At 66.9% G+C, this 20,210-nt stretch carries 6 protein-coding genes; 3 read left to right on the top strand and 3 right to left on the bottom strand.

The window, feature by feature from the left end; translation table 11 throughout:
• Positions 1-183: 183 nt before the first annotated feature.
• On the top strand, positions 184-13,125 hold the full coding sequence (locus OCX61_RS07920; RefSeq protein ID WP_261943300.1) for a non-ribosomal peptide synthetase: 12,942 nt from the start codon (positions 184-186) through the stop codon (positions 13,123-13,125).
• A 132-nt stretch (positions 13,126-13,257) separates the two neighbouring features.
• Here OCX61_RS07920 and dsbG read toward each other — a convergent pair whose 3' ends face one another.
• The 3 genes from dsbG to dsbD are packed head-to-tail and all read right to left on the bottom strand — an operon-like array spanning position 13,258 to position 16,566.
• Complete coding sequence (dsbG, locus tag OCX61_RS07925; RefSeq protein ID WP_261943301.1) at positions 13,258-14,016, bottom strand: thiol:disulfide interchange protein DsbG; 759 nt, start codon at positions 14,014-14,016, stop codon at positions 13,258-13,260.
• A 1-nt stretch (position 14,017) separates the two neighbouring features.
• Entirely contained in the window at positions 14,018-14,854 is an 837-nt protein-coding gene (locus OCX61_RS07930; protein ID WP_261943302.1) for a TlpA family protein disulfide reductase, read from the bottom strand.
• Positions 14,854-16,566 (bottom strand): protein-disulfide reductase DsbD, encoded by a 1,713-nt coding sequence (gene dsbD, locus OCX61_RS07935; protein ID WP_261943303.1) that lies wholly within the window; start codon positions 16,564-16,566, stop codon positions 14,854-14,856. Before dsbD ends, OCX61_RS07930 begins: the two co-directional genes overlap by 1 nt.
• A 282-nt stretch (positions 16,567-16,848) precedes the next feature.
• On the opposite strand from dsbD, the gene OCX61_RS07940 reads away from it, so the two are divergent.
• On the top strand, positions 16,849-19,680 hold the full coding sequence (locus tag OCX61_RS07940; RefSeq protein WP_261943304.1) for a xanthine dehydrogenase family protein molybdopterin-binding subunit: 2,832 nt from the start codon (positions 16,849-16,851) through the stop codon (positions 19,678-19,680).
• On the top strand, positions 19,673-20,209 hold the full coding sequence (locus OCX61_RS07945; protein WP_261943305.1) for a (2Fe-2S)-binding protein: 537 nt from the start codon (positions 19,673-19,675) through the stop codon (positions 20,207-20,209). The genes OCX61_RS07940 and OCX61_RS07945 overlap by 8 nt, the downstream gene beginning before the upstream one ends.
• Position 20,210 lies beyond the last annotated feature (1 nt).

Consider the following 20,210-nt stretch of genomic DNA (forward strand, 5'->3'; position numbering starts at 1 on the left):
CTATTAGTTTCAGTTCTAAGCCAGCGAGCGTGACGCAGTTCACCCTCCGCCGCCATTCACGCCCCTTCGCCCCGCTAATTTCCTGCCGTGCCCATCCGTTCCCCTGTGTACATCCGGCCGCTGCCCGCCGACCTTGCGCGGGGCAGCCAGCCCGACTCAACCAGACACTGGCAGGAACCCCCCATGACGGACGCCTTCGAACTCCCGCTCTCGCTGGTCCAGGCCCTGGTGCAACGCGCCGCGCTGACCCCGGACCGCATCGCCCTGCGCTTTCTGGCCGATGCCCCCGGCGAGCAGGCCGTGCTCAGTTATCGCGACCTGGATGCGCGTGCGCGCACCATCGCTGCGGCATTGCAGGCCCGTGCCGGGTTCGGCGAGCGGGCCGTGCTGCTGTTCCCCAGCGGCCCGGACTATGTGGCGGCGTTCTTCGGTTGCCTGTACGCCGGCATCATTGCCGTGCCGGCGTATCCACCAGAGTCGTCACGTCGGCATCACCAGGAGCGCCTGCTGTCGATCATCGACGACGCCGAGCCGCGCCTGCTGCTGACCGTTGCGGCGCTGCACGACAGCCTGCAGGGTCTTGAGGCCCTGAGCGGCGACAACGCCCCCGAATTGCTGGCGGTAGATGCGCTTGATCCGGTATTGGCCGCCAGCTGGCGCGAGCCGGCGCTGAAAGGGCACGACATCGCCTTCCTGCAATACACCTCTGGCTCCACAGCACTGCCCAAGGGCGTGCAGGTCAGCCACGGCAACCTGGTGGCCAACGAGCAGTTGATCCGCTCGGGCTTTGGCATCGACCTCAACCCCGACGACGTGATCGTCAGCTGGCTGCCGCTGTACCACGACATGGGCCTGATCGGTGGGCTGCTGCAGCCGATCTTCAGCGGCGTGCCCTGCGTGCTGATGTCGCCGGGTTACTTCCTCGCCCGGCCGCTGCGCTGGTTGCAGGCAATCAGCGAGTACGGCGGCACCATCAGCGGCGGGCCAGACTTCGCCTACCGGCTGTGCAGCGAACGGGTCAGCGAGGCGGCCCTGGCCGGCCTCGACCTGAGCCGCTGGCGTGTGGCCTATTCCGGCTCCGAGCCGATCCGCCAGGACAGCCTCGCCACCTTCGCCGACACGTTCGCGGCCTGCGGCTTCCAGCCGGGCAGCTTCTTTGCCAGCTATGGGCTGGCCGAAGCCACCTTGTTCGTCAGTGGCAGCCGCCGTGGCCAGGGCATCGGCGCGCTGGAGCTGGACGCCGAGGCGCTCGCCGCCAACCGTGCCGAAGCCGGCAAGGGCAGTGTGCTGATGAGCTGCGGCTACCCGCAGCCTGGCCATGCGCTGCGCATCGTCGAGCCACAGCACCTGGAAGTCCTGGGCGACAACCAGGTCGGCGAGATCTGGGCCGGCGGCCCGAGCATCGCCCTGGGTTACTGGCGCAACCCAGAGGCCACGGCGCGCACCTTCGTCGAACGGGATGGCCAGACCTGGCTGCGTACCGGCGACCTGGGGTTCATGCGTGATGGTGAAGTGTTCGTTACCGGGCGCCTGAAGGACATGCTGATCGTCCGCGGCCAGAACCTTTACCCGCAAGACCTGGAAAAGACCTTGGAGCGGGAGGTCGAAGTGCTGCGCAAGGGCCGGGTGGCCGTGTTCGCGGTCGACGACCAGGGCGAGGAGGGCATCGGCGTGGCGGTGGAAATCAGCCGCAACGTGCAGAAGGCGGTCAAACCCGACGACCTGATCAAGACCCTGCGCCAGGTGATCGCCGATGCCTGTCGCCAGGCGCCGGCCGTGGTCCTGCTGCTCAACCCGGGCGCGTTGCCGAAGACCTCCAGTGGCAAGCTGCAGCGTTCGGCCTGTCGCCTGCGCCTGCACGACGGCAGCCTGGATTGCTATGCGCGCTTCCCCATGGCTGCCGGGCCGGTTGCAGAGCCTGCAACGCCTGATGATCTGCAGGCACGCATCGCCAGCATCTGGCGCGAGGTCCTCAAGGTCGAGGCGGTTGCCGCTGAAGATCATTTCCTGCTGCTGGGCGGCAATTCCATCGCTGCCACCCAGGTCACCGCCCGCCTGGCTGACGAGCTGGCTATCGAGCTGAGCCTGCGTACCCTGTTCGAGGCGCCGACGCTGGTCGAGTACAGCGCTTGCGTGGCAGCCATCCTGGCGGAAGGCGCCGGGGCAACCCGCGCTATCACGGCCCTGAGCCGTGGCCAGGCCTTGCCGCAGTCGCTGGCTCAGAACCGCCTCTGGCTGACCTGGCAATTGCAGCCACAGTCTGCGGCCTACAACATTCCTGCGGGCCTGCACCTGCGCGGCGAGCTGAACGAGGCCGCGCTCGAAGCGGCATTTCAAGCATTGGTAGCACGCCACGAATCGCTGCGCACGGTATTCAGTGAAGTAGACGGGCAGGCGTTGCAGCATGTGTTGACGCAGCTGCCGTTCAGCCTGCAGCGCCTGGACTTCGAAGGGCTGGCGCCTGACCACGTGCGCCAGCGCCGCGAGGACGAGGCCCAGCAGCCTTTCGACCTGACTCAGGGCCCTCTGCTGCGCGTGACCCTGGTGCGCCTGGATGATGAAGACCATCAACTCTGGGTGACCTTGCATCACATCGTCGCCGATGGCTGGTCGCTGAACATCCTCCTCGACGAGTTCGCCAAACTGTATGCCGCCCGGTGCCAGGGCCTGGACGCCAAGCTGGCGCCGCTGACACTGGGTTACGCCGACTACGGCACCTGGCAGCGGCAATGGTTGACCGAGGGCGAGAGTGCGCGCCAGATGGGGTACTGGAAGGCCGCGTTGGGCGACACTTCGCCGGTGCTCGACCTGTACCCGGACCAGCCGCGCTCAAGCCTCCATCAAAACCGTGCCGCACGCCTGAGCGTGAAAGTGCCGGCCAGGCTGGGCGATGCCCTCAAGGGCCTGGCCCGCGAACAGCAGGCCAGCCTGTTCATGGTCCTGCTGGCGGCCTGGCAAGGCCTGTTGCACCGCTACACCGGCCAGGCCGACATTCGCGTCGGCGTGCCCAACGCCAATCGCCCGCGCCAGGAAACCCAGGGCATGGTCGGCTTCTTCATCAACACCCAGGTGCTGCGTGCGCAATTGGACGGCCGCCTGCCCTTCGCCCAGCTGCTGGCCCAGGTGCGCGAAGCGACCCTCGGCGCCCAGGCCAACCAGGACCTGCCGTTCGAGCAACTGCTCGAAGCCCTGCCAGAGGCCCGCGAGCAGGGCTTGTTCCAGGTCATGTTCAACCACCAGCAGCGTGATCTTTCGGCGTTGCGCCGCCTGCCGGGCCTGCTCGCCGAAGAGCTGCCGTGGCACAGCCGCGAAGCCAAGTTCGACCTGCAGCTGCACAGCGAGGAAGACCATCAGGGCCGCCTGAGCCTGGCTTTCGACTACGCCGCCGAGCTGTTCGAGGCCGACACGGTGAAGCGCCTGGCCCAGCACCTGCTGGCGCTGCTCGAGCAAGTCTGTGCAGAGCCGCAACTGCCGTTGGGCGACGTCCAGCTGCTGGATGAGCAGGCTCGTCAGCAACTGCTGGCATGGGGTGAGGCACCTGCGCCCGCCCCGCAACAGCTGCTGGTCGAGCAGCTCAACGAACAGGCCCGGCTGACCCCGCAGCGCACTGCCCTGGTGTGGCAGGGCGGCAGCCTCAGCTACGCCGAGCTGCATCAGCAGGCCAACCGCCTGGCGCACTACCTGCGCGACAAAGGTGTCGGGCCCGACACCTGCGTGGCCATCGCCGTCGAGCGTTCGCCGCAGCTGCTGGTCGGCTTGCTGGCCATCCTCAAGGCTGGCGGTGCCTATGTGCCACTGGATGTCGACTACCCGGCCGAGCGCCTGGCCTACATGCTGGGCGACTGCCAGGCCAGCCTGCTGCTCAGCCACAGCAGCCTGCTTGGCACGCTGCCGCAGGTTGACGGCGTCAGTGCCATCGCCCTCGACCAGTTGCACCTGGACAGCTGGCCAAGCCAGGCGCCGGGCCTGCACCTGCACGGCGACAACCTGGCCTACGTGATCTACACCTCCGGCTCCACTGGCCGGCCGAAGGGTGTAGGTAACACCCATGCTGCACTGGCCGAGCGCCTGCAGTGGATGCAGGCCCGCTACGCGCTGGATGAAAACGACGTACTGATGCAGAAAGCGCCGATCAGCTTCGACGTGTCGGTGTGGGAGTGCTTCTGGCCGCTGATCACCGGTTGCAAGCTGGTGCTGGCCGGCCCCGGCGAGCACCGCGACCCGCAGCGCATCGCCGCGCTGGTGCAGGCGCATGGCGTGACCACGCTGCACTTCGTACCGCCGCTGCTGCAGGTATTCGTGCAGGAACCATTGGCCGCCGGCTGCAGCAGCCTGCGCCGGCTGTTCTCCGGGGGCGAGGCGCTGCCTTCGCACCTGCGTGACCGTGTGTTGCAGTTGCTGCCGCAAGTGCAGTTGCACAACCGCTATGGGCCGACCGAAACCGCCATCAACGTCACCCACTGGCATTGCCAGGCAGCCGATGGCGAGCGTTCGCCGATCGGTCGCCCATTGGGCAACGTGCTCTGCCGGGTACTGGACGATGGGCTTGAACTGGCTGCGCCTGGGGTGCCGGGCGAGCTGTATCTGGGCGGTGCCGGCGTGGCCCGTGGTTACCTGGGCCGCCCAGGCCTGACCGCCGAGCGTTTCGTGCCCCAGGCCGACGGCAATGGCGCGCGCCTGTACCGCAGTGGTGACCGCGCCCGCTGGCAGGTGCAGAACACCGCCCTGGAATACCTCGGTCGCCTCGATCAGCAGGTCAAGGTGCGTGGCTTTCGCGTGGAGCCGGAAGAAGTGCAGGCCTGCCTGCTGGCCCAGCCGGGTGTCGAACAGGCAGTGGTGCTGATCCACCACGACGCGGTCGGCGCGCAACTGGTCGGCTACTATAGCGGCAGCGCACCGTCCGATGCCTTGCTGGTGGCGTTGGCCGGGCAACTACCGGCGTACATGGTGCCGTCCCAATTGATCGGCCTGGCGCAGATGCCGCTGGGCCCGAGTGGCAAGATCGACCGCAAGGCGCTGCCCGCACCGGTCTGGCAGCAGCGTGCCCACGTCGAGCCACAGACCGCGCTGCAGCAGCAGGTTGCGGCCATCTGGCGCGAGGTGCTGAACCTGCCGCAGGTGGGCCTGCACGACGATTTCTTCGCCCTCGGCGGCCACTCGCTGCTGGCTACCCAGATTGTCTCGCGCACCCGCCAGGCGTGCGATGTCGAGCTGCCGCTCAAGGCGTTGTTCGAAGCCAGCGAGCTGGCTGCGTTCTGTGAGGAAATCACCCGTATCCGCGCTGCCGGTGAGTGCAACCGGCAAGGCCAGATCGCCCTGGTCGACCGCCGCCAGGCCGTGCCGCTGTCGTACTCCCAGCAGCGCATGTGGTTCCTCTGGCAGATGGAGCCGGACAGCCCCGCCTACAATGTTGGCGGCATGGCGCGTTTGCGTGGAGCCCTGCATGTGGATGCCTTCGAACGCGCCCTGCAGGCGCTGATCATGCGCCACGAGACCCTGCGTACCACCTTCCCGAGTATCGAGGGTGTGCCGTACCAGTGCGTGGCCGGCGACAGCGGGCTGCACCTGGATTGGCAGGACTTCACGGCGCTGCCGGCGGGTACCCGTCAGCAGCGCCTGCAGCAACTGGCTGACGACCAGGCCCACCAGCCGTTCGACCTGGAACGCGGCCCGCTGCTGCGCGCCTGCCTGGCCAAGACCGAAGGCCGCGAACACTACTTCGTGCTGACCCTGCACCACATCGTCACCGAAGGCTGGGCCATGGACATCTTCGCCCGCGAGCTGGGCGAGCTCTACGAAGCCTTCGTCGACGAGCGCGAATCGCCGCTGGCGCCGCTGCCGGTGCAATACCTGGACTACAGCGTATGGCAGCGGCAATGGCTGGAAAGCGGCGAGGGCGCACGCCAGCTGGCCTACTGGAAAGACCGCCTGGGCAATGAGCACCCCGTGCTGGCACTGCCCACCGACCGCCCGCGCCCGGCCGTGCAGAGCCACCGTGGCGAGCTGTACCGCTTCGACCTCGACCCGGCGCTGGTCGCCCGCGTGCATGCCTTCAACCATCAGCGTGGGCTGACCCTGTTCATGACCATGACCGCCACGCTGGCCGCGTTGCTGCACCGCTATAGCGGCCAGCGCGACCTGCGCATTGGCGCGCCGGTGGCCAACCGCATCCGCCCGGAAAGCGAAGGCCTGATCGGCGCCTTCCTCAACACCCAGGTGCTGCGTTGCGAGCTGGACGGGCAAATGACCGTCGCCGCCTTGCTCGACCAGGTGCGCCAGGCCGCCATTGAAGGCCAGTCGCACCAGGACTTGCCGTTCGACCAGTTGGTCGAGGCCCTGCAGCCGCCGCGCAGCAGCGCCTACAACCCGCTGTTCCAGGTGATGTGCAACGTGCAGCGCTGGGCCTTCCAGCAGAGCCGCACGCTGGCTGGCATGCAGGTGGATTACCTGGTCAACGACGCCAGCGCCACCAAGTTCGACCTGTACCTGGAGGTCACCGACCTCGACGGCCGCCTGGGCTGCTGCCTGACCTACAGCCGCGACCTGTTCGATGAGCCGCGCATCGCGCGCATGGCCGAGCACTGGCAGCAGTTGCTGGTCGGCCTGCTCGACAACCCGCAGCAGCGCCTGTGCGAGCTGCCGATGCTGGCCGATGCCGAGCAGCAGGTACTGATCGGGCAGTTGCAGGGCGAACAGGACTTCGCCATCGACCACACCCTTCACGGTCTGTTCGCTGCCCAGGCTGCACGCACGCCTAACGCCGGTGCGCTGACCTTCGCCGGCCAGCACATGACCTACGCCGAGCTCGACCAGCAGGCCAACCGCCTGGCCCGCGCCCTGCGCGAACGCGGGGTCGGCCCGCAGGTGCGGGTGGGCCTGGCGCTGGAGCGCTCGCTGGAAATGGTGGTCGGCTTGCTGGCCATTCTCAAGGCCGGTGGCGCCTATGTGCCGCTCGACCCGGAGTACCCGCTCGACCGCCTGCGTTACATGATCGAGGACAGCCGCATCGGCCTGCTGCTGAGCCAGCGCGCCCTGCTCGCAACCCTGGGTGAATTGCCTGATGGTGTGGCCCGCTGGAGCCTGGAAGACGATGTCGCGAGCCTGTCGGCCTACAGCGATGCGCCGCTGGACAACCTCAACCTGCCGCAGCATCAGGCCTACCTGATCTACACCTCCGGTTCCACCGGCAAGCCCAAGGGCGTGATGGTCAGCCACGGTGAAATCGGCATGCACTGCCAGGCGGTGATCGACGCCTTTGGCATGCGCAGCGATGACTGCGAGCTGCACTTCTATTCGATCAACTTTGACGCGGCCAGCGAACGTTTGCTGGTGCCGCTGCTGTGCGGCGCCCGCGTGGTCCTGCGTGCCCAGGGCCAATGGGGTGCGGAGGAAATCTGCCAGCTGGTGCGCGAGCAGCAGGTGAGCGTTCTTGGCTTCACCCCGAGCTATGGCAGCCAGCTGGCCCAGTACCTCGCCGCACAGCGCCAGCAGCTGCCGGTGCGGTTGGTGATCACCGGCGGCGAAGCGCTGACTGGCGAGCACTTGCAGCGCATCCGCCAGGCGTTTGCCCCGCAGCAGTTCTTCAACGCCTACGGCCCCACCGAAACCGTGGTCATGCCGCTGGCCTGCCTGGCGCCGCAGGTCATGCCCGCCGACGCTGGCAGCGTGCCGATCGGCCGGGTGATCGGGGCCCGCACCGCCTACATCCTTGACGAGGACCTGGCCTTGCTGCCGCAAGGGGGGATCGGCGAGCTGTACGTCGGCGGTGCCGGCCTGGCCCAGGGTTACCACGACCGCCCGGGCCTCAGCGCCGAGCGCTTTGTCGCCGACCCGTTCAGCCAGGGCGGCGGGCGCCTGTACCGCACCGGCGACCTGGTGCGCCTGCGTGCCGATGGCCTGGTGGAATACGTCGGCCGTGCCGACCAACAGGTGAAGATCCGCGGTTTTCGCATCGAGCTGGGTGAAATCGAAAGCCACCTGCAGGCGCATGCCGATGTCGACGAGGCCGTGGTCCTGGCCCTTGACCTGCCGGGTGGCAAGCAACTGGTAGGTTACCTGGTGTGCAAGCAGGCCACTGGCGACAGCGATGCGCAATTCAGGCTGCGCGAAGCGGTCAAGGCCGATGCGCGTCAGCACCTGCCGGATTACATGGTGCCAGCGCACCTGGTGCTGCTCGAACGCCTGCCATTGATGGGCAACGGCAAGCTCGACCGCCGTGCACTGCCGGCACCGGACCTGGAGCAGGCCCGCGAGCATTACCAGGCCCCGGCCAATGAGCTGGAGCAGCAGCTGGCGCAGGTCTGGCGCGAAGTGCTCAACGTTCACCGCGTGGGTGTGCAGGACAATTTCTTCGAACTGGGCGGCGACTCGATCCTGTCGATTCAGGTGGTCAGCCGTGCGCGCCAGCTGGGCCTGCAGTTCACCCCGCGTGACCTGTTCCAGCACCAGACCATCCAGACCCTGGCTGCCGTGGCCAGCCGCAGTGCGGCGCCGAGCAGCATCGAGCAGGGCCCGCGCGAGGGGCGTAGCGGCCTGACGCCGATTCAGCACTGGTTCTTCGACAGTGACGTGACCCAGCCGCAGCACTGGAACCAGGCGGTGCTGCTGGAAGCGCGCCAGCCTCTGGACCGTGCCACCCTTGAACAGGCCCTGGCCGGGCTGGTGGCGCATCACGACAGCCTGCGCCTGCGCTTCACCCAAGGCCACGCTGCATTCGCCGCGCAGCCTGCAGAACAGTTGCTGTGGACGGCCACGGTCGCCGACTTCGCCGACTGCCAGGCGCTGTACACCGACGTGCAACGCAGCCTTGACCTGGAACGGGGCCCGCTGCTGCGTGCCTTGCTGGTGAGCGACGGGCAGGGCGCCCAGCGCCTGCTGCTGGCGATCCACCACCTGGTGGTCGATGGTGTGTCCTGGCGTGTGCTGCTCGAAGACCTGCAGGCGCTGTATCGCGGTCAGCCACTGCCGGCCAAGACCCACGCCATGGCCGACTGGGCCGCGCGCCTGGCCAGCTACGCCGGCAGCGATTCGCTGCGCGACGAACTGGGCTGGTGGCAAGACCAGCTCGGCAGCGTGCGCCATGAGCTGCCGTGCGATCACCCGCAGGGTGGCAACCTGCATCGGCATGCTGAAACCCTGGCCATCGGCCTGGACGTGGAGCAGACCCGGCAGTTGCTGCAACAGGCACCGGCGGCCTACCACACCCAGGTCAACGACCTGCTGCTGACCGCGCTGGCTCGCACCCTGTGCCGCTGGAGCGGTGATCAGGAAGTGCTGGTGCAGCTTGAAGGCCACGGTCGCGACGGCCTGTTCGAGGACATGGACCTGACCCGCAGCGTTGGCTGGTTCACCAACGCCTACCCGCTGCGCCTGAACCCGCAGGCCGGCGATGACGATGCCGCGCGTGGCACGTCGATCAAGCGCATCAAAGAGCAACTGCGTCAGGTGCCACACAAGGGCCTGGGCTACGGCGTGCTGCGCTACCTGGGCGATGCTGCCAGCCGCGAGAGCATGGCGGCACTGCCGCAGGCGCGCATCACCTTCAACTACCTGGGCCAGTTCGACCAGCAGTTCGACGAGGCCGCCTTGTTCCTGCCGCTGGATGCGCCGGCCGGCCAGGCCCATGACCTGGATGCGCCGTTGCCGAACTGGCTCAGCGTCGATGGCCAGGTCTACGGGGGGGCCCTGCAACTGCGTTGGACCTACAGCCGCGAGCGCTATGACGCGCAGACCATCGCGCAGTTGGCCGAGGCGTACCGCGAGGAACTGCTGGCCCTGGTCAGTCACTGCCTGGCCGATGGCAACGGCAGCTTCACGCCGTCGGACTTCCCGCTGGCGCACCTGACCCAGGCGCAGATCGACGCACTGCCGGTCCCCGCTGCCCGGATCGAAGACGTCTACCCGCTGACGCCGATGCAGGAAGGCATGCTGTTGCACACCCTGCTGGAGCCGGGCACCGGCCTTTACTACATGCAGGACCGCTACCGCATCAACAGCGCGCTCGACCCCGAGCGTTTCGCCCAGGCCTGGCAGGCCGTGGTGGCGCGTCACGAGGCCCTGCGCGCCTCGTTCAGCTGGAACGCTGGCGAGACGATGCTGCAGATCATCCACAAACCGGCTAACACGCCGGTGGACTACCAGGACTGGCGCGGCCTTGATGAAGCGGCCCAGGAGATGCGCCTGCAAGCCCTGCACAAGCAAGAGCGGGAAGCGGGCTTTGCCCTGCTGCAGGAGGCACCGTTCCACCTGCGCCTGGTGCGCGTCGATGACCAGCGCTACTGGTTCATGATGAGCAACCACCACATCCTCATCGATGCCTGGTGCCGTTCGTTGCTGATGAATGATTTCTTCGCGCTCTACCAGGCCCTGGGCGAAGGCCGCCAGGCTCAATTGCCTGTGCCGCCGCGCTACCGCGACTACATCGGCTGGCTGCAGCGCCAGGACATGGGCGAGGCGCGCCGCTGGTGGCAGGCCAACCTGGCCGGTTTCGAGCGCGCCACCGCGCTGCCCAGCGACCGCCCGCTGCGCAACGACCACGCCGGTGACGGCATGGTGGTGGGTGACTGCTACACCCGCCTGGAGGTGAGCGACGGCGTGCGTCTGCGCGAACTGGCCCAGGCCCACCAGCTGACCATCAACACTTTCGCCCAGGCGGCCTGGGCGCTGGTGCTGGCGCGCTACAGCGGCGATCGCGATGTGGCCTTCGGCGTGACCGTGGCCGGGCGCCCGGTGAGCCTGCCGCAGATGCAGCGCACGGTGGGCCTGTTCATCAACAGTATCGCCCTGCGCGTGCAGCTGCCCGAGCCGGGCCAGCGCCACAGCGTGCGCCAGTGGTTGCAGGGCCTGCTGGAACGCAACATGGAGCTGCGCGAGTACGAGTACCTGCCGCTGGTGGCAATCCAGGAATGCAGCGAACTGCCCAAGGGCCAGCCGCTGTTCAACAGCCTGTTCGTGTTCGAGAACGCACCGGTGGAAACCGCGGTACTCGACCACGCCCAGCACCTCAATGCCAGCTCTGACTCCGGCCGCACCCACACCAACTTCCCGCTGACGGCGGTGTGTTACCCAGGGGATGACCTGGGCCTGCACCTGTCCTTCGACCAGCGCTACTTCGACTACCCGACCGTCGAGCGCCTGCTGGCCGAGTTCAAGCGCCTGCTGCTGGCACTGGTGCAAGGCTTTGAAGGGGAGGTGAGTGAGTTACCGTTGCTGGGCGCGGACGAACAGCGCTTCCTGCTCGACGACTGCAACCGTACCGGGCACGCCTACCCGCTGGAGCAGAGCTACGTGGCGCTGTTCGAAGCGCAGGTCGCTGCCCACCCCGAGCGCACCGTCGCCTGCTGCCTGGAAGCATCGTATGACTATGCCGGGCTGAACCTGGCGGCCAACCGCCTGGGCCATGCCCTGGTCGCAGCGGGTGTGGCCATCGACCAGCCGGTTGCCTTGTTGGCCGAGCGGGGCTTGCCGTTGCTGGGCATGATCGTCGGCAGCTTCAAGGCTGGCGCCGGCTACCTGCCGCTGGACCCGGGCCTGCCGTCGGCGCGGCTGCAGCGTATCGTCGAACTGAGCCACACGCCGGTGCTGGTGTGCAGCGCGGCCTGTGCCGAGCAGGCGCGCCAGTTGCTCGATGAGCTGGCCGGTGTGGCGCGGCCACAGTTGCTGGTGTGGGAGGAGGTGCAGGGCAGCAGCATCGCCAGCCATAACCCCGGCATCCACAGTGGGCCGGACAACCTGGCCTACGTGATCTACACCTCCGGCTCCACCGGGTTGCCCAAGGGTGTGATGGTCGAGCAGCGCGGGATGCTCAACAACCAGCTAAGCAAGGTGCCGTACCTGGCCCTGAGCGAGCACGACGTGATCGCCCAGACTGCCTCGCAGAGCTTCGACATTTCGGTCTGGCAGTTCCTCGCCGCGCCGTTGTTCGGCGCCAGGGTGGAGATCGTGCCGAACGCCATCGCCCATGACCCACACGGTTTGCTGGCGCATGTGCAAGCCACTGGTATCAGTGTGCTGGAAAGCGTGCCGTCGCTGATCCAGGGCATGCTGGCCAACGATCATCAGGCGCTTGATGGCCTGCGCTGGATGTTGCCGACCGGCGAGGCGATGCCGCCGGAGCTTGCTGCGCAATGGCTGCAGCGTTATCCGCAGGTTGGCCTGGTCAATGCCTACGGGCCGGCAGAGTGCTCGGATGATGTGGCTTTCTTCCGCGTCGACATGGCCTCGACCCGCGGCAGCTACCTGCCGATCGGCACGCCGACCGACAACAACCGGCTGTATCTGTATGGCGAAGATCAGGCCCTGGTCCCGCTGGGTGCGGTGGGTGAGTTGTGTGTGGCCGGTACCGGCGTCGGTCGCGGCTATGTTGGCGACCCGGTGCGCACGGCACTGGCCTTCATCCCCCACCCGCACGGGGCGCCGGGCGAGCGCCTGTACCGCACCGGCGACCTGGCACGGCAGCGCCCGGACGGGGTGCTGGAGTATGTCGGGCGCATCGATCATCAGGTGAAGATCCGCGGCTACCGTATCGAACTGGGCGAGATCGAGGCGCGTCTGCACGAGCAGGCCGAGCTTCGCGATGCGGCGGTGGGGGTGCAGGAAACCGCCAATGGCAAGCACCTGGTTGGCTACCTGGTGGCACACCAGGGTGTGGTTGCCGAAGCCGCGTTGCTGGAGCAGATCAAGCAGCGCCTGCGAGCCGAGTTGCCGGAGTACATGGTGCCGCTGCACTGGGGCTGGTTCGCCAGCCTGCCGCACAACGCCAACGGCAAGCTTGACCGCAAGGCGCTGCCGACCATCGAGATCGGTGGGCAGCACAGCCAGGCCTACCTGGCGCCGCGGGATGAGCTGGAAGCGGTGCTGGCGGGTATCTGGGGCGATGTGCTCAAGGCCGAACGGGTCGGGGTGCGTGACAACTTCTTCGAGCTGGGCGGGCATTCGCTGCTGGCCACGCAGATCGCTTCGCGGGTGCAGAAGCAGCTGCAATTGAACGTGCCGTTGCGGGCGATGTTCGAGTGCAGCACGGTGGAGGAGTTGGCCGAGTATGTGCGTGGGTTGCAGGGCAGTGAGCTGGATGAGGGCAAGGCGGATCGGCTCAGTGACTTGATGGCTGAGCTGGAAGGGCTTTAGACCGTACGGGGGCGCTTTGCGCCCCATTCGCGGGCAAGCCCGCTCCCACAGAAACCTCGCTGGATCAAGCCTTGCGGAGTACCTGTGGGAGCGGGCTTGCCCGCGAAGAGGCCGGAACTGACAAACCAGGTATCAGCGCTTGCCGAGAATCTTGCCAAGCAGCTCTGGCCGCGGTGCGCCTTGCTGGCTCTGCAGGTTGCCCTGCTCATCCTGATAGAAGATCGCCGGGGTCGCCTGCAGCCCCATCTCCTCCATCAGTGCCATGTTCGCCGCCAGCTTCTGCTGCACGGCATCCGGCACTTTGTCCAGCGGCCTCAAGGCACTCGCCTTGCCCGCTTTCTCGTGCTCATGCAACGCCTTGGCCGGGTCCTTGGCTGCCAACAGTGCCGCCGACTTGCCCGGGCTGTCTTCGCGGATGATGCCGACCATGATATGGCGCAACTGCACCTTGCCCGACTCCACCCAGGGCCGCGCCTGTTCCCAGAACATGTTGCAGTACGGGCAGTTGGGGTCGCTGAACAGGTACACCTTGCGCGGCGCACTGTCCTTGCCATCGGCGATCCAGGCGGTTTTCTCCATCTTCGCCCAGATCTCCTTGCTCATCGGCGCGTACACCAGCTTCTGCAGCGGCTCGGCGCTGAGGTCCTTGCCCTGTTCGTCGAACAGGCTGCCGACCAGCACGTGCTTGCCGTCCGGGGTCAGGTACAGGGCCAGGGCATTGTTCTGGTATTCGGCGGCGTAGCCGCGCAGGCCGTTGGGGGCATCGAAGCTGCCCTTGATTTCGGCGCCCTTGGCTTGCAGTTGCTGGATCGCCTTGGGCAGTTCTTCGGCCTGCACCAGCGGGGCGGCCAGCAGGGCCAGGGACAGGGGTAGCAGGGCAGTCAATCGCATGTCAGTTTCCTTGTGCGGCAGGGGCGGGCGCCTTGGCCCGCGCGAAAGGTTCCAGGGCATGGCGCAGGCTGGCCCGCGACAGCTCGCCGAGGTGGCTGCCGATCAGGCGGCCGTCGGCGTCGTAGAACAAGGTGGTGGGCAGGGCCATCGAGCCAACCCGCTGGGCCAGCACGCCGGTGCCGTCGAAAAGCACGTGGGTCAGGCTCAGACCAGTGGTGGCCAGGAAGGTGGTGACGTTCTCGGGCGTTTCACCCTGGTTGACGAAGATGAAGGTCACGTGGGGGTACTCGCCCTGGGCCTGCTGCAGCACTGGCATTTCCCGGCGGCATGGCGGGCACCAGGTGGCCCAGATATTGATCACCAGCGGCTTGCCACGGTAGCTGTGCAACGCCACGGACTGGCCAGCGGCATTGCGCAGGCTCAGCTCGGGCAAGGCGGTGCCCTTGCTGTACAGGTGGCTGCCCAGGCTGCTCAGGCCCCAGAACAGCGCACCGCTGAACAGTGCCCAGCCCAGCGGGCGACGCAAGGCAGGCTGGCGCCAGCCCTGCCAGAGGGTGGCGAGGACGATGCCGACCAGGCCCGACCAGAGCAGGAAACCGCCGTCACGGATGTCGATGACCTGCAGCAGGTCGTCGCGGTACATCGGCCAGTAGGCCAATACGAAACCCAGGCGGGCGCACAGCAGGCCGATCAGGAACAGGTTGAACAGCGCCGATTCCGGGCTTTCGCCGCCCCGCCGGGCGACCCACCAGCCAACCAGGCAGGCCACGCCGAGGGCGGCGAGCATCAGCAGGTGGTTGAGCGCCATGGTCAGTGGGCCGAGGGTTACCGTCAGCATCAGCCTTGGCTCCGGGTCTGGGTCCAGTGTTGCAGGAACGCAGCGGCATCCACCTCACCCGTGATGCGCCGTGCGCGACGTTCTTCGCCTTCCGGGCCGAGCCAGATGATGCTGGGTGGGCCAGGTACCTGGTAGCGCTGCAGCAGGGCGCGGCTGGCCGCGGAGTCGGCGGTCACGTCCAGGCGCAGCAGGTGCACGCCGGCCAGGCTCGCTTGGATGTCGGGGCGGGAGAACACCTGCTTTTCCATGACCTTGCACGACACGCACCAGTCGGCGTAATAGTCGACCATGACCCACTGGCCGCGGGCCTTCGCGGCATCGAGCTCGCGTTGCAAGGCCTCAGGGCTGCTGACCGTGACGAAGTGTTCGTCGGCCTTTTGTACCGCGGCGGGTGCTGGACCGCCAGCGAACGGCCGCAACGGTTGCCACAGGTCATCACCACCTGCAGCCGCGCCGACCAGCAGCAAGCCACCCCACAATGCGCCCAGCAAGGGTACCGCGCGCAGTGCTGGCAAGCGCTGCAGCGCCGGCCAGCTGGCCCAGCCCAGGGCAATCAGCCAGGCGCCGCTCAGGGCCAGTACCACAGGCGCGGCAAGCAGGCTGCGCACCGTGTACAGGGCCATGGCCAGGAACACGAAACCAAAAATACCCTTGACCCGGTTCATCCAGGCCCCAGGGCGCGGCAGGTAGCGGTTGCCTAGGGTCACCAGCAACAGCAGCGGCACGCCCATGCCCAGGCCGAGGCTGAACAGCACCAGTGCGCCTTGCAGCACATCGCCACTCTGCGCGATGTACAGCAGTGCACCCGCCAGTGGCGCCGTCATGCACGGGCCGAGCAGCAGGCCGGACAGCGCGCCGAGCAACGCTGCACCGTACAGGTTGCCGCCGCGGGTGCCTTGGCCGGCGCGGTCCAGGCGATCGCGCAGGGCTGCCGGCAGCTGTAGTTCGAAGGCGCCGAACATCGGCAGGGCGAGGAGGATGAACAAACCGGCCAGGCTGCCCAGCAGCCAGGGTTGCTGCAGCCACGCCTGCAGGCTCGCGCCCAGCAGCGCGGCGACCACGCCCAGGGCCGCGTACACCAGCGCCATGCTCAGCACATAGACCCCGGCCAGCAGCCAGCCACGCCGGGCACTGGCACCGTTGCCCAGGACCAGGCCGGCAAGGATCGGCAGCATTGGCAACGAGCAGGGGGTGAAGGCCAGCAACAGGCCCAGGCCGAAGAACGCCAGCAGGCTCCAGGCCAGGCTGGCGCTCTGCAGGCCGCTGGCCAGGGCCTGGTCGCTGGCTTGCTCGGAGGCCGGCGTCACGCTGCCACCCAGGTCGATGGCGGTGGTTTGCGGCGGGTAGCACAGGCCGGCGTCGGCGCAGCCCTGCCAGCCCAGGCGCAACTGGCCTTGGGCATTGGCCGGGATCAGCAGTTCCAGCTGGTCGCGGTACACCGCGCTGTCACCGAAGAACTCGTCGTGGTGGTTCAGTGCCGGCGGCAGTTGCGGCTGTTGGTCGGGGGGCAAACCGTCGAACTTGAGGCGCTTCTGGTACAGGTAGTAACCCTGTTTGATCTGGAAGAACAGGCGCATCTGGCCGTCGGCCTGGCGGTCGTGGGTCAGCACGAACGCCTGGTTGACCGGCAGGAAGTCGGGTTTGACGTCGAACGGGTTGGCCTGCAACGGGCCGGCCAGGAGGAACGTCAGGAAGAGCAGAACGATGCGCATGTCTTCGCCTTGGCAGTACGGAATGGTGGCCATGCTGGCTGTGGTCGATTAACCCAAGGTTAACCGTTCCTGCCGAAGCGGGTGCTGCGCTGCCGCGTGTCGGCCCTCGACACACCGCGACATATTGTCGGCTTGACTTTGCTTATGCCCATACTCTTGTTGTAAAGTTGACGTAGGAGTCAGTTTTTTCTGGCTCACGCGTCAAGGTTCTCACCCTTCCGAGTTCCCCGCACAAGAATCAGAAAAAGATGGGCAGATACTCTTCTGCCCTGAGGATCAAGCATGTCCAACCGTGATATTTCCCGGCGCGCCTTCTTGCAAGGCGGCCTGATCGCTGGTGTCGGCGTGACCATGGCGCCACTTGGCAGCCAGGCATTTGCCGCCCTGATGGAGGAGCGCGTCACCACCTCGCCGCAAAAGTGGATGAACCATGACGGCAAGGCGCGTTTTCGCAACGACGCACTGTCCAAGGTCTGTGGCAACAAGGTCTTCGCCCGCGACATCCGCGCCAAGGACATGCCCGGCTGGCCGACCCAGCAAGGCCACGCGCTGCTGCTCAAGGCGACCAAGGTCGACCGCATCTATGCCGGCCATGACCTCAGCCTGCTCGGCGCCGACCTGCAGCCAGACCGTATCGTCACCGCCGCCGACCTGGCCAAGGACGGTATCGCCTGGCCCGAGGCCCATTCGCCCGACCCGCTGCTGCCGCCCGGCCAGGTGCCGATGTTCATCGGCCACCCGGTGGCGATCCTGATCTGGCACGACTTCGAGCGCTTCCGCCAGGCCAAGCGCAAGCTGCAGTTCAACGACAAGGCGATCACCTACGGCGCCCAGGCCCCGCTGTACCAGCGTGACCCCTATGGCAGCTTCCGCTTCGTGCGTGTGGGCGGCGCTACGCCGTTCGATGACGATGAGTTCTCCAGCCTGAAGAACTCCATGCTGTTCCCCACCATCCTCAACCGCAAACCGGTGTGGTCGAAGCAGCCCAACCAGCACGGCGACCTGACCGAGCAGGGCTTGTTCTACGCCAAGCGCATGGGCGAGCAACTGGACAACCCGCCCGAGGACTGGTTGGTCTTCGACGAGCGCTACAAGACGCCGTCGATCGAGCCCGCCGCGCTGGAACCGGACAACGGCAACGGCTGGTACGACCCGGCGACCGGCACGCTGCACTTCGTGGTCGCGACCCAGTGCCCGTTCGAAGCGGCCCAGGAATGCGTGCACATGATCAAGCCGTCGCGCTTCGCCCTGAACACGCTGAACATGCACCCGGGCTACACCGTGGGTTACGGCTCCAAAGACAACAACATCTTCGTCTTCTACGCCGCCGTGGCCGCGCTGTATGGCGAGGGTGTGCCGGTGCGCCTGGCCAACGACCGCTACGAGCAGTTCCAGAGTGGCATCAAGCGCCATGCCTTCGACATCCGCTACCAGCTGGCCGTGGACAAGAAAGACAACCGCTTCAAGATCTTCCGCGCCGATATGAGCTGCGACGGTGGCGGGCGCATCAACTACAGCCCGTCGGTGGCCGCCGTGGGCGCCACCGCGGCGCAGTCGATCTACTACATGCCGCAGAACGACCTGTCGGTGACCGCTTACTTCTCCCGCGGTGTCGAGGCGGGGTCCATGCGCGGCTACGGCACCCTGCAGACCATGGCCGCCACCGAAATGATGGTGGATGAAATCGCCGGTCGCCTGGGCGTCGACGCCATCGACCTGCGCCGCGCCAACGCGCTGAAGTCGGGCATGAAGAACACCCAGGGTGCGGTCCCGGCCGGTGCCCTGCGCCTTTACGAGATCCTCGACAAGGCGGCCGTGCATGACTGGTGGCGCAACCGTGATGCACGCAAGCAACAGATGGACGCCAAGGACCCGGACCACTGGTACGGCGTCGGTTTTGCCATCTGCCAGAAGGACTTCGGCACCGGCTCCGAGGCGCCGATGGCCAGCATCGAGTTCAGCGCCGATGGCCGCATCAGCCTGCGCCACATCGGCACCGAACTGGGCACGGGCATGTCCACGTCCCAGGCGCTGGTGGTCAGCGACTTCCTCGGCCGCTCGGCCGACGAGGTGAAGACGGCGGTCACCGAATGGCCGGAGTTGCAGTTGACCACCAGCGGCAACCCGTACCTGATCAGCCAGCCCGAACAGGACGCCGCGCTGCGCAACCCGCGCTGGGTCGGCAAGCTGGCTTCGCCGTCGTCGGCGACCAACTCGGCGTTCTACTTCAGCCACGCCACCCGTGAAGCGGCCCGCGTGCTCTTCAACCACGGCCTGTGGCCGGCGGCCATGGCCATCTGGAGCCAGGGCCCGCACGGCGGCCAGGCCAACCCGCTGGTGGTGCGCCGCGAGAACGCGGTGTGGGTCAACGGCGAGCTGACCGGCAACGGCCTGGCGCCGATCCCGTTCGCCCAGCTGGCGCAGAAGGCTCACGAGATGGGCCTGGTCACCGGCGTCAGCGTGCACGGCTTCAACCGCTGGAGCTGGGCCGAGGCCGACTTCGTCATCGACGGCGTGCGCGAGCGCTTCCCGCTCGATGCCGTGGCGGTGAAGTACGGCGATGGCGCGGTGAATGCCAAGAAAGCGCAGATGAGCAGCCATGGCTACCACCTGCTCGACCGGCAGAACGCCGCTTACCCGGATACCCAACTGAACAACGCCATGGTCACCTACTACAGCCCGGTGGCGACCATAGTCGAGGTCAAGGTCAACAAGGGCACTCACGAAGTGCAGGTGCTCAACCATCACAGCTGGGTCGAGTGTGGCCGTGTGCTGGTGCCGGAACTGGTCAAAGGCCAGCTCGAAGGCGGTATCGCCATGGGCATCGGCCATGCACTGACCGAGGAAATGCCGTTGCACGAGGGTGGGCCCGGGGAGGGCGACTGGAACTTCAACCGCTACCGCCTGCCCCATGCGCGCGATGTGGCGGTGTGGAAGCAGACCAGCGAAATCCTCCCGCCGCTGTCACCGACCGACCCATCCAAGGGCATCGCCGAAGTGGTGATGATCCCGGTCGTCGGTGCCATCGGCAACGCCGTGGCGCATGCCATTGGCAAGCGCGTGCGCGATCTCCCCATCACCCCAGCCCGTATCAAGGAGGCCCTCAATGGCTAACCGTCCACTGCAACTGACCCTCAACGGTCAACCGGTCGGCCCGGTCGAGGTCCCTGATGACCTGGCGATGATCGACTACCTGCACGAACACCAGAACCTCACAGGTTCCCGCCTGGGCTGCGGCCAGGGCATCTGCCACGCCTGCGTGGTGATCGTCGACAACCCCGATGGCACCAGCGAGGAAGTGCGCACCTGCATCACCGGCGCGCATTACTTCGAGGGCAAGAAGGTCCGTACCATTGAGGGCCATGCCAAACAGGACGAGGCTGGCAACCTGACGCTGAACCCGATCCAGCAGAAGTTCGTCGACCTGTTCGCCTTCCAGTGCAGCTATTGCGCACCGGGCTTCGTCAACGCCGCCACGGTGCTGGTGGAAACCGCCCAGCGCCAGCCGTTGAAGAAGAGCGAAGTGGAAGCGCGCATCGAGGCCAGCCTCGGCCACCACATCTGCCGCTGCACCGGGTACGTGCGTTACTACGACGCCACCCGCACGGTGCTCAATGACCTCGGCCTGGTCAAGGAGGGTTGAG

The sequence above is a fragment of the Pseudomonas sp. LRP2-20 genome (genome assembly GCF_024349685.1).
Classification (GTDB): domain Bacteria; phylum Pseudomonadota; class Gammaproteobacteria; order Pseudomonadales; family Pseudomonadaceae; genus Aquipseudomonas.

Bases quoted from the DNA above. Each gene is read 5' to 3' on its own strand.
- OCX61_RS07920 (WP_261943300.1), top strand. From the start codon at position 184: ATGACGGACGCCTTCGAACTCCCGCTCTCGCTGGTCCAGGCCCTGGTG.
- dsbG (WP_261943301.1), bottom strand. From the start codon at position 14,016: ATGCGATTGACTGCCCTGCTACCCCTGTCCCTGGCCCTGCTGGCCGCC.
- OCX61_RS07930 (WP_261943302.1), bottom strand. From the start codon at position 14,854: ATGCTGACGGTAACCCTCGGCCCACTGACCATGGCGCTCAACCACCTG.
- dsbD (WP_261943303.1), bottom strand. From the start codon at position 16,566: ATGCGCATCGTTCTGCTCTTCCTGACGTTCCTCCTGGCCGGCCCGTTG.
- OCX61_RS07940 (WP_261943304.1), top strand. From the start codon at position 16,849: ATGTCCAACCGTGATATTTCCCGGCGCGCCTTCTTGCAAGGCGGCCTG.
- OCX61_RS07945 (WP_261943305.1), top strand. From the start codon at position 19,673: ATGGCTAACCGTCCACTGCAACTGACCCTCAACGGTCAACCGGTCGGC.